This is a genomic window from Alistipes sp. AF14-19 (genome assembly GCF_003461645.1).
Lineage (GTDB): Bacteria > Bacteroidota > Bacteroidia > Bacteroidales > Rikenellaceae > Alistipes > Alistipes shahii.
In genome coordinates this window covers 1-13,213 of record NZ_QTXM01000034.1, presented here as the reverse complement: position 1 = coordinate 13,213, position 13,213 = coordinate 1, and the positions used below count along the sequence as shown (strand labels likewise).

Here is a 13,213-nt window from a genome sequence, read left to right as displayed (position 1 = left end):
TTTTGCTGCATAAGATTTACTCTTTTCTGTAAACCTTTTTCAGGACGGGACAGTTGCGGAATTTCATCCCACCCGGACAAATCGGGACACCGCAGGACAAATTCGGACAGCCCTTGCCGCCCGTCCAAATATAGCATATTTAGTCGCTACCTTTGGGCGGGACTATTCCCGTAACCGCTAAAATTTCAATTATTTATGGCAAACAGAATGACCCCGCCCGCAGAGGGGCAGGAAAAAGACGTGCTGCTGGTCTTGGATAAACAGCAGGGAAAGGTGAGTGCCGTTAAGGGTATTGACAAGGAGGGCAATTTGCAGACCGTACCGCCGACACACGGTGGCGAGTTCATGCAGGTGGACAAGAACAGCGATGTGTTCAGCAACTTCATTTCCAACTTCTACCGCAAGTATCAGGACACTTCCGGGCTGGAACTGTTCAGCGTCAAGGCTTCCGAAGCGGAGCGGGACGCAAAGGCAATCGAGGAAAACCACCGCAACCCTACACCGGAGGGCGACAAGCGGGCTGAAATGCTTCGAGTTCCGAAGCCCGACTTCCACGAGTTCAAGCAGGGTTACCGCTTCGACCCGGCAAAAATCGACTGGGAGAACCTGAAAAAAGTCGGCATCACCGCCGACACCCTGAAAAACACGAAGGACTTCGACCGGGTGATGCGTGGCTACAAGTCCCGAAATACCTACACCGTTTCGGGGACGGTGGGCGGCTTCTACCTCAAACCTACCGATGTCAAGCTCTCTTTCTATCAGGCAAAGGACGGCACGGTAGTACCCAAGCTGCACGGCGTGCAGCAGGACGAAAAGCTGTTGCAACGCCCGTTCCATGAACACGGGTTCACCAAGCAGGAACAGGGCAACTTGCAAGGCACTGGCAACTTGGGCGGCATCGCTGAAATCAAAGACCCGAAAAGCGGCGAGCAAATCCCCGTGTTTGTCAGCCGGGACAGGTACACGCACGAACTGGAATACATGCGGGCTGACAAATGGAAATGCCCCGATACAATCTGTAACGTGCAAGTCAGCCCGGAACAGAAAGCCGCCTTTGAAGCCGGGCAAGCGGTGAAAATGGAAAACCTGCAATTCAGGGACGGCACGAAGCGCAGTGCCTATTTGCAGGTCAGTGCGGTGGAGCGTGGCTTGGAGTTCCTGCCCCGTGCCGCCGTCCAGTTCTTGCAGCAGGGGCAGCAGCCCGCAGAACAGCAGGTAGCCGGGCTAAAGGACGGCAAGGGCGTTGAGTTCAACGGTCATGTACAGCCCGGCGCACAGGGCAAATCCCACGACAAGGTGCAGCCGAAAGACGTTACCCCCGCCGCCGAGAACCGGACGCAGGTAGCGGTCAATTCCGGGGGCAAGACCAACGAAGCCACCAAGCAGGGCAAAGAGCCGCTGAAACAGGGTCAGGACAAGCCCACCCCCAAGCAGAAAGAGAAGCAGGAGAAAGCGCAGGACAAGAGCCTGAAAGCTGACAAGCCCAAGAAGTCCAGAGGAATGAAAATGTAATATCCACCATTAAAAAGTAAAGAATTATGATTGCATTGATAGCAGAAAAGCCCAGCGTGGCAAAGGACATCGCCCGCATCATCGGTGCGACCGGGCGTAATGACGGTTATCTTTCCGGCAACGGGTATATGGTGACATGGGCGTTCGGCCACTTAATCCAGCTTGCCATGCCGGAAGCCTACGGCGTGGCGAACTTCCGCAGGGAGAGCCTGCCCATACTGCCGCTCGATTTCCAGCTAATCCCCCGTCAGGTGAAAGCGGAGAAAGGGTACAAGGCAGACCCCGGCGTGCTGAAACAGTTGAAAGTGATAAAGGAAGTGTTCGACCAGTGCGACCGGATTATTGTCGCCACCGATGCCGGGCGTGAGGGTGAGCTAATCTTCCGTTATATCTTCCATTACCTGAACTGCCGGAAGCCTTTCTTGCGCCTGTGGATAAGCAGCCTTACCGACAAGGCAATCCGTGAGGGGCTGGATAACTTGCAGCCGGGAGAGCGTTACGATAACCTCTACTTCTCTGCCAAGTCCCGCAGCGAAGCGGACTGGCTGATAGGGATAAACGCCACCCAAGCGTTGAGCGTTGCCGCCGGGCAGGGGGTGTTCTCGCTGGGCAGGGTGCAGACACCCACGCTCGTGATGATATGCAGCCGCTATTTGGAGAACAAGAATTTCGTACCCGCCAAGTTTTGGCAACTCAAAGCGGCGACCGCCAGCGGGGGAATAAATTTTACCGCCCAATCGACCGCCAAGTGGGAACAGCAGCCCGAAGCCATAGCCGCCCTGCAACGGGTAAAGGATGCCGGGCAACTTGTGGTTAAATCCGTTGAGAGGAAAGAAGCCTGCCAAGAACCGCCGCTTTTGTACGACCTTACCACGCTGCAAAAGGAAGCGAACACGAAGCTGAACTTCTCGGCTGACAAGACACTTTCCATAGCGCAAAGCCTGTATGAAAAGAAAGTGATGTCCTATCCCCGAACCGGAAGCCGCTATATTCCGGAGGACGTTTTCGATGAAATGCCGGAACGTGTCGCCCTGCTGGGGCAATACTCCCGCTTTGCCGGGTATGCCGCCGGGCTGGACGGCACACCCCTGAACCGCCGCAGCGTGAATGACGGCAAAGTGACCGACCACCACGCCTTAATCATAACCGAGAACCTGCCCGGCGAACTTTCCAAAGACGAGCGGGCGGTTTACGAGCTGGTAGCCGGGCGTATGCTGGAAGCCTTTTCGGGCAAGTGCGTGAAAGACGTTACCACCGCCTTGCTGTCAGGGGGAGATACCGACTTCACGGTGAAAGGGTCTGTGATGAAAGAAGCCGGGTGGCGTGCCGTGTTCGGCGAGCAGGAAACGGGCGGGGATGAAGAAGCCGCCAGCCTGCCGCCACTCCAAGAGGGAGAATATTTGCCACTCTCCGGCGTGGATCTGCTCGAAAAGCAGACCAAGCCGAAACCGCTGCACACGGAAAGCAGCCTGTTGTCGGCAATGGAGAACGCAGGCAGGGAACTGGAAGATGCCGAACTGAAAGCCAGCCTGAAAGATGCCGGGATAGGCACGCCCGCCACCCGTGCGGCGATTATCGAAACGCTGTTCGCCCGCCAGTACATCGTGCGTGAGAAGAAGAACCTTGTGCCTACCGACAAGGGGCTTGCCGTTTATGGGATTGTCAGGGACAAGAAGATTGCCGATGTCGAAATGACGGGCATGTGGGAAACCGCCCTTGCCAAGATAGAAGCGGGCAGCATGGATGCCGACACGTTCCGGAAGGGCATCGAGGTGTACGCAACGCAAATCACCGCAGAACTGCTATCGGTGCAGCTATCTGTCGCTACTGGTGAAACCTGCCCCTGCCCGAAATGCGGCAGCGGGCGCATCCTGTTCTACCCGAAAGTGGCGAAGTGTTCCAACGTGGACTGCACGCTTACCATATTCCGCAACAAGTGCGACAAGCAGCTTTCCGACAAGCAGATTGTCGAGCTGGTGACGAAACGCAAGACCGGGCTAATCAAGGGCTTCAAGGGCAAGAACGGCAAGGCTTTCGATGCTTCGCTGGTACTGGACGAGCAGTTCAATGTCGGTTTTTCATTCCCCGAAAAGAAAGCGAAACCGAAGAAATAGCCTATCTTTGCCGCTGAAATTTCATTGTGATAGGTTTTACAGCTTATAATAATTGAAATTTTAGTGGTTGCGCCCGGAGGGAAACCGGGCGCATTTTTTATATGTTCCCGCCAAACAGGTAGGTCGAACAGACCACCCCGTTATCCAGCACCCTGCTTTCCGAGAGCTTCCACAGCGAGCCGGATGTTTCCCCGACAAAACCGATGCCTTTGCCCGCCATGACCGGGACGGTGTAGATTGTCAGGCTGTCCAGCAGTCCGGCTTTAATCAATGAAGTAAGCAGCTTGCCGCCACCCACCACCAGCATGTCGGTTTCCTGTTTCAGTTCATAGACCCTTTGCAGCGGTTCTTCGGTCAGGAACTCCACCCCGCAGTCCGGTGTAACGTTGGTGTCGTAGTGTGACACCACAAAAGACCGTTTGCTTTTGTGCGGCCACCCGCCCCAGTGTTCAAAGATGTAGTTGTAGGTGTTCGCCCCCATAAGCAGGCAGCTTGCGGCGGCGTGTTCCCTTGCCGCCAGTTCCTTGACCTCACGGGGCATCCAGTCCAGTTCATAGTCCGGCGTGGCGGTATGCCCGTCCAGCGATACGGCGATGTGCGCTTTGATTTGTTCCATATTATCAGGTATTAAAGTGATATAAATCCCTACTGTCTTGGCACGTTAGCCGCCACCCCAAAAAAGAAAGCGTGGCATGACGCTGTTTCGATGCGAGGTACTGGCATACCCAAATGTGGAAACAGTGCAGCCACGCTATGACAAACGCATAGCATATCCTGCGCTGAATATCCCCACATTTTGAAAAGTGCCAGTTTTCTACTTTGGGACGTTCGGCGAACGTATATGTTATATATAAAGGCAATATTCCGGCAACCGCCGTCCAACTGCCGTTACTTTTTTCGTGTAACTTCTGCAAAGTTAAGCAAATACCCTGAAAAATCACGTGCAAACAGAAAAAATCCTGCCGTGTTATCACAACAGGGCAGGACACAAGCACCTAAAAATACACAAGTTCAGCCCATACGCCTACGGGCAGCTTGCGTTCCTTTGAAGATGATATGAACCGATGACAAAACAGCTTTGGTTCGCCGTGTCTTTGGTGATGATGTCCCTTTCCCGCATGAAGCGGATATAGCTCTTTGCGGTGCGCTCCTTGATGTCCAATACCTGCTGCAACTGCTCGCAAAGGTCTATGTAGGTGATGCGTGTCTGCCGCCCGAAGATGTCACGTGCGACATTTACCAGTTCCCTTTCCTTGCGCTTCTCCTTTTCCTCACGTGGTTTCTCGCCCTTGTACACGTGCATCCCGGCTTCCTTGTCCCAAGCAAAGAGCATCAGCGGCACGTCCAGCGGGCTTCCGTCCCTTACTTTCAGGGCTTTTACCACCGACTGGGTAGGTTCTTCGTCTTTCTCAATGGACAGGATAGTAGCCGCCTTGCGCTGCAACTCGCTGCCCAAATGCCCCCGCAGTTTCAATCCGTTGGGGACGAAGTGCAGCACGCACAGAATACACGTGTTATAGATGCCCGCCAGCCGATAAAGTTCATCTATCACCGCCACGCTTTCCGCTTCATCGTTGGCACTCTTAACAAGGTCTGCGATGCCGTCAATGACGACCAACTGGATGCCGCCGTACTGGTAGTAGAACTTGTCCATGCTTTGTACAATGGCGTTCAGGCGTTCTTTGCGTGACATACCGGTAAGACAAAACGCTTTCAGTTCATCGGGCTTGTCCGGCTGTTTGGCACGTGCCAGCAGGTTGCTTACGTTCTTGAACAGTTGCACTTCCGACTGTTCGGTGTCATAGAGCAATACCGCCTTGTGCCTGCCGTTGGCGGTTATCTGTATGCCCAGTGTATCTATGTCCGCACCAGCCGGACAGATGCAGCCCGCCACGATTGCGGCTACGTAATTGCTCTTTCCCGTTCCCTCGCCCCCGGTGATGCCGAACAGGTTGCCTTGTGTCCCCAGCGGAACGTCACCCGCCGAAATAATCTCTTGCGCTTTGGCGGGCGGGTTGTTGAAATCTATCTCGCACGATTTAAGCATAATCAATGTGTCGCTATACAGGTTGTCTAAAAATTCGATAAACAGTTTCAGGAAATCTTCACGGGTGTTCCCGGCTTTGAAGTAGTCGGATATGTCCTTTTCCTCTTTCGTTCCCGGAAGCGGTAGCAGCAGGCGTTTCACGCCAAATTCTTCCAACAGTTTTTCCTGCTTGCATGAACTTTCCCTGCCCGTCTTGTCCATGTCAAAGAGCAGGACGATGTGCTTGAAGCGGAATGTCAACCGATAGACCAGCGTGGGCGGTATCGTCACCGTTTCGCTGTTGAAGCAGATAGCGTGAAAACCGTGCGCCGCCAGCGAAAGCACGTCTTTCTCGCCGCCCGTGATGAATAGCGTGTCGCCTTTGGCTGGCAGTTGTTCCAGCCCGAAACAGTAGTTCTCACCGAAGCTGCCGCCGTAGAGGAAGCGGGGCGTGGAGAACGGGCGGTACAGCTTGATGTGCTGTTTGCCCTTGTAGCCGTACATGGGTTCTGCCACCGATGAAGTGTAGGTGTACGGTTTGCCCTCTGCCGTTTCGCTGTTGTATTCCCGGAGCGAGCAGACCTTGTAACGTTCCAGCAGTTCGGGCGTGATGCCGTACTGTTGCCAGTACACCAGTTCGGCAAGCGGGAACTTCTGTTCCCGGAACTGGTAGGGCTTGACGGGCTTTTCGGGCGTTTCTTCGGGTTTGTCCGGCACTGCCCGGCGGACGGTCGCCGGGGGAACGGAAACCGGAGTGCCGGAAGCCAGCCCCAAGTCCAAATCCCGGTCGATGATTTCCAGTATCTCCACGAAGTCAGCCGCCCGGTTACAGTCCAGCCCCTTTAACTGCCCCACGAGGAAGAAACAGTCGCCACTGTAACTGTCGTTGCCGAAGTCCTTCATCTTGTAGATACCGCCCCGGCGGTCGAAATAGATGTTACAGGAAGCCTTGCTGTCCTCGTACAGCGGGTTAAGGAAGTTGCGACCTATGCGCCAGTTTCCGGGCAGGTAGTGTTTGAACACCGCCAGCCCGTTACTTGTTCTTTCTAAGATTTCCTCTTTCCTTAGCATATAATTGGTGGTTGGTTATCAGGTTGTCGATGTTCTCCTTGTTGCTCCTTATCAGGCGTTCTTCCAGCATCCGGCGTATCTCGCTGACCTTGTAGAAGTAACGTCCCCTGATGTTGGAATAGGCGATAGTCCCCGACACCCGCAGGCGTTGCAGGGTCTTTTCGCTTATTTTCAGGAACGTGCAGACCTCGTAGCTGTCCACCCACATGTCTTCCTCGCTTTGCCTTGCCGTTTCCATGTGGTTGAAGATGTAGTCGGCAATGGCGGTAATCTTGTTGTCCAGTTCCTTGTAGGCTTTGGACTCGAATGTTATTATTTCCATAACGGTAACTAATTGATTTGCCGCAAAGTTCGGGTGTCCTGAAAAATAAAACGCCACAGATGTACCCACCTGTGGCGAAATAAATTTTGTTAAAGCACGGTTGCCTAATCCTGCTCCCTCATGCGCATCAGCAACCTGTCTTTCAGGGTGGAGAGGAAGCCCGTTCGGTCTTTGGTCTTGGCTTTTAGTTCCATGTAGGTGTGGTAGAAGTCGCCGAGGTCGATGTCGAACACGTATTCAAAGTAGGCTACAATCTCCTTAATATCAACCGTCCCCTTGTTCAGACAGCCGCAGGCGTCCAGTGCGTAGATAAGTTCCACCAACGCCCTTTTCGTCCCCGTCCAGCGCAACACCTTTCCCATGAAGCCGTTCTTCACCCGCTTGCGTTGTTCCCGGCGTTCCAGCTCGTGCAGACGGTTGGTGAGGTATATTTCCAGCAGTTCGTTGGCTAAAATCTTGGCTACCTTGAAATCGTGACTGGTGCTGAACTGTGGGTCTGTTTCGTAATAGAAACTGTCCACGATGATTTGTATGTCAGGCTTCCCACGCATGAAATACTGCCTGTCCAAGTAGGTGGCTTTCGTTCGGTGGTACTGGTAGAACGCCAAGTTCCGCTGGAACGACTTTGAAATCCGGTCGGTTTCCGACAGCAGGTAGTCCCTTTGCACTTCCTCGCTGCCGCTGGGGAAGCGCACCTCTATCTTGTAAACAGTGTTGTAATAGATGATTTTGCTCGCTAAAAGCGGTTTCAGTTCCTTGAAGAAGTGTATTTCCTCTTCCGTGCTGGCGAACGGGTAGGAGATTATAAAGTTTTTGAGTTCGCCCAGTATCTCTTGCAGGTAGTCCACGCACAGGCGGCAGAGCGTCAGCGTGTCCGCTGCGGTGTCCTCGTATTCCTGTATCTGCCATTCCACTTTTTGAAGCAGTCCGGCGAAGTATGTTTCCAACGGTATCTTATGTTCCATAACCTTGTGCTTATCTTTTATGAAGCACAAAGTTACGGGCATAAAAAATCTGTTTTATTCTTGATTTTTCACATTACGTTCTTGTAACTGTGCATTTTCTTGTTTCCTGCGCTTTTCTGCGTATCTCGCCCGGTGTGTCCAGCAAGTAAGCCTTGCAGAAGTCGTTCAGGTTCGATGTCGATGCGAACCCGGTGGTGAACGCCACTTCCGTAAGTGTGAGGTTGGTGTTCTTCAGGTAGTGTTCCACGTCCTTTGCACGCTCCTTTATCACCCATTCCTTAGCCGTGTACCCGGTCATTTTCTTTACCTTCCGTCGGAACGAGCCGTATTCCATGCCGCATTTGTCCGCCAGTTGCTCGGCATCATAGACCATGTAGCCTTTCAGACGCACCATTTCGGTGAATGTCTGCCTGCCCAGCTCCGGCAGCATCCGTTCGGCGTGGCGCAGTTCCTTTTCCGTCACCAGCAGGCGGTTGTCCCTTACCGGGTTTCTCCGTAGCAGGTGGAAAGCGTGGCATACCGTGTTGTACACGTTGCAGAGGTACTGCCGTCCCGGTCGCATCCAGTGGAGCGCATCGCAGTAGGCGGTCAGTTCGGGTATCTCGTCCCGCTTGCGGTGCTGTTCCGCCAGTTCGTCCAGTATGGCGTAACGGGTGGTGGACATACCCAGCAGGATAATGATTGCCTTGTAGTCCTTGTATGCCGCCAGTGTCGGCGTTTCCGGCAGGCTCTTGAGCGTGTCGCACACGTGGGCGCACAGCCGCCCGTCCTTGCTGAACGGTTCAAGTTCCAAATAGTTGTCCATTTTCCGGCTGTTGTGCAGCAGCCATGTTACCTTTTCGTCCAGTTCCTTGCAGGACGCTTCCAGCTCCGCTTCGGGAGCGGGCAGCAATAATGATGTAATCCGTTGTTCCATATCTGAATAAATTGATTTGTTTTCTGTACGTTACCCGGTAGCCCATAGCCAAAACTTTTGGATTAGCCGCCAAACCACGTGATAAAGGAACATGGCGGCAAGCATAAGAAAACCTGCCCGCAGGAAATATTCTTCAATGCGCTGCCAAACGCTCGTTTTTTGTTCGGGCATCAGTATGTCCGCCACTTCCTCAAAGGTCTTGCAGGCGAAAATCGCTTGCCGGAACTCGTCTGCGCTGTTCCAGCATTCTTCCTTGAACCACCGTGTCTTGGGGTATCGTTCCGCTACCAGTTCTTGCAGTTTTCGTAGTGGGAACGGTTCGGGATTGTCCCCGTACTCGTATTCAATGGAAATCACACGTCCCTGCATCCTGATACAATATCCGAATATCCCTTGCCACTTCACTTTGTGCGCCCCCTTTTCAACATATTTCGTCCCGGTTGCATCCACTACAATGTAGTTCTTCCGCTTCTTCAACAACTCGGTATTGGTCGTTGTGTACAGTTCTTCCTTGCGAAACACGTATATCATGTTGCCTTTGGGGGCAAAGCTGAATATCGGGTATTTAAGTCGGGCTTTCATTGTAAATAGTCTATTGTTTTATAAAAGCAAAATAAAACAGGGTAACACCTACCACAACCCCGAAAAAGATACAACCTGTAATAATGAAAGCCCAATCGGGGTAATGGAAATCAAGTTCTTCATAAGGAATGGCAGTTTTCTTTATACATCTGTTCCATACCCATATCAGAACTTTTCCAAATCTATTTACTGTGATAAGGTTACTCATATTGATTAATGGTTTAGCAGGGAACGGCTTGTCCGTTATCCTGCTTCGTTAACATCATATTTTATTCTCATTCCAGTGTACCATATCAATACACCATAATAACAAGGTCTTTTTGCGCTTCAACGGCTTCATCGAAAATGAAATTCAAGTCGTCCATTTCCTGCTCGTAATCATAATCTCCGATACCGTTACCCTCTTGTAGTGAGGTGTATTCCGTCCGCTTGCTCTCCAAATCTGAAACGGGTATGCTGATGATATAGGGAAAATCACTGCTCAATGGAATAGGGATGAATGTACTTTGGCTATCCAATTGCCAAAGGTTTTCCGCACAGTAGATTTGCGTTCCATAATGGTTGCAAATCTTTTCATATACATACCCGTACATGAAAGCAATTTCGGGATAACGGATTTCTCCGTTCACTATATCTGCCAACGCTGCATAAGCATCTTTATCCGTGTTCAGGCTATCGCTGAAATAATCGTTCAGAGTGTCAAGTTCCTGCTTCAACGCAACCTTTAATTGGTTTATAAGCTGATTATCACAAGTTCCATAAACAGACTTTACCTTATCGGCTTCTGTCAAATATGCACAAACAGAGTAACTCATACCTTTTCTTCATTTAATATTGTCATTCCAGTGTACCATGTCGTATGGATAGTAGGGCAACCCTTTCAGGCTGCTATCATCCAGCCCCAAGACCTTGACCAATGCACCGCTTTCAAAACACCAATAACCGTCATGGTTGATACCATATTTATGGTCGTCATGCCAAGATAAATCAGAATGTCCTCGATACCATTCTTTTTTGAGGTATTTTTCCAATCGTTTCACCGCTTCTGCTTTGTCTTGTTCAGCCAACTCTGTAACAGTGATAGCAATTCGATAGGGTGACGGATATAATACTTGGTTTGTTGTCCTTTCCCAATCAGGAAATCTGTATCTAATCAATGTATCATAAATATAGTCTTTAGCTTCTCTGTCTTTTATCAGTTGCACCAGACCATGTATAAGGTCGTCTTCGTAATCCAACATAATGCCTATTGACAGAAGCCACAACATTTCAATATAAAATCCGTTGTCCGTCCAAAATCTCGGCATTGTTTTGAGGGCTTTCACATAATTGTTTTTCAGCTTATCAATATCCTGTCCCATAGAATACTGTACTAATAAATAACGAAGCCTATAATTGAACAAAGAATCGTAACCTATATGTTTTCCTGAAAGATGCATTTGTTCATAATAACTAATATCTTCATCATACATTTTCAGTTGCTTCAAATACTGTTCTTCTGTAAAAAGTTTATCTCTTGTTTCCATTATGGTACACTGCTTTTTGATGTTAATGGCTTGACAAGGAGCTGCGTTTAGCAGCTAACTTGGCTTGTTATCAGTGATTTATTTTGCGATACCTGCACATGTAAATTTTAATCCTGTGATTGAATTTTGCTTCACAAAATCTACAAATTCATCTGTGCAATAATAATTGTTATTAAACAGACTATCCCGAAATATGATATATGAACCGATATTTCCTTTATTGAAAATACCATTATTATCTCTCATCATCTTCAAAATTTCTTCATTGTTCTTGGAATCTATATTTAAGGCATCGACTGTATTCAATACATTTATAAAATAATAGTCTGAAGTGTTTCCGTCTACATTGACAAGTAAAACTTCTATTTGTCCTTTCAGCTTTTCAGCCAGCAATAAAGAAGTTTTTTTATTTACTATCAGACAACCAGAAAAATAACAAGAAGCATCAAAGTCCTCACTTCGTTTGTCTTTCTTTTTTCTTTTATCTCTAAACAGTTCTAAGCTAAGCCCTTTCCACTCATTAACAAGTGATTGACCATTATAATCCCAAACATCTTTATTTGATTTATCATCTTCCTTGAATACAAAGAACTTGTAATTATCAAAGTCTTGTCCAATTTCATATATATTCATAATGTTACACTATTTAATTACTGATAATGGTTCAGCAGGGAACGGCTTGCCGTTATCCTGCGTTGTTAATGGTATATTTATATTTTCCCTTTACTATAAAAAGCCTCTAAAACAAAGAGAAACAACGAAAGGAAAATGTATAATATAAGTATCAATAGATTATTCTTATTAGGCTTTTCATTAAACTTCTCTATGACAGCTTTATACCTTCTTTTCCAGCAGAAACGAATACATAAAAGAATGAATATCAGCCCTAAAGACACATTATACATTGTTCGCGTTGGATAAGGCAATATTTTATATTGTTCCAATACTCCCCATATTGTGTGAATATTACAATTCAGAAATACAGCGAGAATTAACAAAGCTGCATAAACCGCTATTTCGGAATAAGAACTGTATTTCCATAGCCTATAAAATTTGAAAAATAAATAATCTATCATACTTAATTACCATTAATGGTTTGGTGAGGGACAGCGTTAAGCTGTTATCTCGACCTTGTTAATAATAGAGTTTATTATAGTAAACATCAAAGTCGGTTGTTAGACTTATAAATAATCAACACTCCATTTATCCTCACTTAAGAATTTCCTTTTTTTACTATCTATCAAATACTTATTATTTTTTTTGACGACAATATACTGTAGATATTCGTCATCAGTTCGTGTTGTCACAAAAAAAATATTTTTCCTGCTTTCTTGTATATCTATTATTTTTTCCTTATTTGGATCATAGTCATAACTTCCTTCAAGTCCCCATGACAAAGCATTCGGGCGGCTCATTTTTCGTTTCTTGTCTGTACAATATTTACTAATGATAGAAGCAACCATTTGCTTTATCTTATGCTCTGTTTCGTCCAATTCTAACTGGTCTTCGTCAAACTCGTTACAATACTTCTCCCATTCATTCATTTCTGAAATAAAATTTATAACAAGTTCTTCAAGTATTTTTTTCGTAATATCGTTCATACTTTAATTATCTTTATTATTAATGGCTAAGCGGGGAACGCTGTCAAGCGTTATCACGCTTTGTTATCTATATTTTCAACTGAATCAGAATGGAATTTTAGAAGCATAAGCCGCATAATATTTTCCTTATCTTCCCAATATTCCTCGTCTATTTTATTCAACTTGGTGATTTCGTTCTCTGTCAAATGTTTGGGAATATTCCATAGCTCTTGTAATTGGCTGTCATTTTCTAATCTTTGGATGATGCCGTATGCCTGTATAAGAAGTTGTTCTGTATATGTTGCGTTAATTGCTCCCAGTCCTTTGATTGCAAGCAAATAAGCATCATATCCCCAATTACAGAAGAATTGAAGAAATCCACTATTATACATTTCAAGTTCCAGCCAATATAATGCGGCGACCATACTGTCTGTTTCCCCCATATCTTGATAATTGGGACGAATTTCTGTAAACTTACGTCCAATAGGGGAAAAGGATTGCTCCCAATATTGTTCTAAATTTTCCATTCTTATTGCTTTTGTTATAGATAATGGTTCAGCAGGGAACGGCTTGCCGTTATCCTGCGTTGTTAATGGTAT

General features: G+C 48.1%; 14 protein-coding genes. 2 read left to right on the top strand and 12 right to left on the bottom strand.

Annotated elements, in window-relative coordinates:
• Positions 1-195: 195 nt before the first annotated feature.
• Together DWW03_RS15945 and topB are read left to right on the top strand one after the other, a co-directional pair.
• Positions 196-1,512, top strand: a complete 1,317-nt coding sequence (locus tag DWW03_RS15945) for a DUF3945 domain-containing protein (protein WP_007482643.1) — start codon at positions 196-198, stop codon at positions 1,510-1,512.
• Between the two features lie 26 nt (positions 1,513-1,538).
• Positions 1,539-3,626, top strand: a complete 2,088-nt coding sequence (gene topB, locus DWW03_RS15940) for a type IA DNA topoisomerase (protein ID WP_118407041.1) — start codon at positions 1,539-1,541, stop codon at positions 3,624-3,626.
• Positions 3,627-3,723: 97 nt separating this feature from the next.
• On the opposite strand, the gene DWW03_RS15935 is transcribed toward topB, so the two are convergent.
• From DWW03_RS15935 to DWW03_RS15870, 12 genes are all read right to left on the bottom strand, one after another.
• The gene (locus DWW03_RS15935) at positions 3,724-4,242 is read right to left on the bottom strand and encodes a dihydrofolate reductase family protein (protein WP_004326099.1); all 519 of its coding nucleotides are present in this window, start codon (positions 4,240-4,242) and stop codon (positions 3,724-3,726) included.
• A 408-nt stretch (positions 4,243-4,650) separates the two neighbouring features.
• The gene (locus DWW03_RS15925) at positions 4,651-6,723 is read right to left on the bottom strand and encodes a bifunctional DNA primase/helicase (RefSeq protein WP_117866561.1); all 2,073 of its coding nucleotides are present in this window, start codon (positions 6,721-6,723) and stop codon (positions 4,651-4,653) included.
• Entirely contained in the window at positions 6,686-7,114 is a 429-nt protein-coding gene (locus DWW03_RS15920; RefSeq protein WP_008648468.1) for a helix-turn-helix domain-containing protein, read from the bottom strand. The genes DWW03_RS15925 and DWW03_RS15920 overlap by 38 nt, the downstream gene beginning before the upstream one ends.
• A gap of 35 nt (positions 7,115-7,149) precedes the next feature.
• A complete protein-coding gene (locus tag DWW03_RS15915) occupies positions 7,150-8,052 on the bottom strand; it encodes an RteC domain-containing protein (protein ID WP_004326095.1) in 903 nt (300 codons plus the stop codon).
• A gap of 31 nt (positions 8,053-8,083) precedes the next feature.
• Positions 8,084-8,926, bottom strand: coding sequence for a helix-turn-helix domain-containing protein (locus DWW03_RS15910; protein WP_007845708.1), 843 nt, complete (start codon positions 8,924-8,926; stop codon positions 8,084-8,086).
• A 30-nt stretch (positions 8,927-8,956) separates the two neighbouring features.
• Positions 8,957-9,508 (bottom strand): hypothetical protein, encoded by a 552-nt coding sequence (locus DWW03_RS15905; RefSeq protein ID WP_117700620.1) that lies wholly within the window; start codon positions 9,506-9,508, stop codon positions 8,957-8,959.
• 10 nt (positions 9,509-9,518) lie between these two features.
• Positions 9,519-9,716, bottom strand: coding sequence for a hypothetical protein (locus DWW03_RS15900; protein ID WP_055295418.1), 198 nt, complete (start codon positions 9,714-9,716; stop codon positions 9,519-9,521).
• An 85-nt stretch (positions 9,717-9,801) separates the two neighbouring features.
• Complete coding sequence (locus DWW03_RS15895; RefSeq protein WP_007480238.1) at positions 9,802-10,323, bottom strand: hypothetical protein; 522 nt, start codon at positions 10,321-10,323, stop codon at positions 9,802-9,804.
• Positions 10,324-10,332: 9 nt separating this feature from the next.
• Positions 10,333-11,034: a PoNe immunity protein domain-containing protein gene (locus DWW03_RS15890; protein WP_007480240.1), complete on the bottom strand. Its 702-nt coding sequence runs from the start codon at positions 11,032-11,034 to the stop codon at positions 10,333-10,335.
• Positions 11,035-11,112: 78 nt separating this feature from the next.
• Complete coding sequence (locus DWW03_RS15885; protein WP_004320610.1) at positions 11,113-11,667, bottom strand: imm11 family protein; 555 nt, start codon at positions 11,665-11,667, stop codon at positions 11,113-11,115.
• A gap of 548 nt (positions 11,668-12,215) precedes the next feature.
• On the bottom strand, positions 12,216-12,635 hold the full coding sequence (locus DWW03_RS15875) for an NTF2 fold immunity protein (protein ID WP_117867092.1): 420 nt from the start codon (positions 12,633-12,635) through the stop codon (positions 12,216-12,218).
• Between the two features lie 53 nt (positions 12,636-12,688).
• Positions 12,689-13,213, bottom strand: a 525-nt coding sequence (locus tag DWW03_RS15870; RefSeq protein WP_259302003.1) for a DMP19 family protein, incomplete at its 5' end; no start/stop codon positions are given.

What these genes read in the sequence shown, in the direction of transcription:
- DWW03_RS15945 (WP_007482643.1), top strand. Translation starts at nt 196, where the DNA reads ATGGCAAACAGAATGACCCCGCCCGCAGAGGGGCAGGAAAAAGACGTG.
- topB (WP_118407041.1), top strand. Translation starts at nt 1,539, where the DNA reads ATGATTGCATTGATAGCAGAAAAGCCCAGCGTGGCAAAGGACATCGCC.
- DWW03_RS15935 (WP_004326099.1), bottom strand. Translation starts at nt 4,242, where the DNA reads ATGGAACAAATCAAAGCGCACATCGCCGTATCGCTGGACGGGCATACC.
- DWW03_RS15925 (WP_117866561.1), bottom strand. Translation starts at nt 6,723, where the DNA reads ATGCTAAGGAAAGAGGAAATCTTAGAAAGAACAAGTAACGGGCTGGCG.
- DWW03_RS15915 (WP_004326095.1), bottom strand. Translation starts at nt 8,052, where the DNA reads ATGCCCGTAACTTTGTGCTTCATAAAAGATAAGCACAAGGTTATGGAA.
- DWW03_RS15910 (WP_007845708.1), bottom strand. Translation starts at nt 8,926, where the DNA reads ATGGAACAACGGATTACATCATTATTGCTGCCCGCTCCCGAAGCGGAG.
- DWW03_RS15905 (WP_117700620.1), bottom strand. Translation starts at nt 9,508, where the DNA reads ATGAAAGCCCGACTTAAATACCCGATATTCAGCTTTGCCCCCAAAGGC.
- DWW03_RS15900 (WP_055295418.1), bottom strand. Translation starts at nt 9,716, where the DNA reads ATGAGTAACCTTATCACAGTAAATAGATTTGGAAAAGTTCTGATATGG.
- DWW03_RS15895 (WP_007480238.1), bottom strand. Translation starts at nt 10,323, where the DNA reads ATGAGTTACTCTGTTTGTGCATATTTGACAGAAGCCGATAAGGTAAAG.
- DWW03_RS15890 (WP_007480240.1), bottom strand. Translation starts at nt 11,034, where the DNA reads ATGGAAACAAGAGATAAACTTTTTACAGAAGAACAGTATTTGAAGCAA.
- DWW03_RS15885 (WP_004320610.1), bottom strand. Translation starts at nt 11,667, where the DNA reads ATGAATATATATGAAATTGGACAAGACTTTGATAATTACAAGTTCTTT.
- DWW03_RS15875 (WP_117867092.1), bottom strand. Translation starts at nt 12,635, where the DNA reads ATGAACGATATTACGAAAAAAATACTTGAAGAACTTGTTATAAATTTT.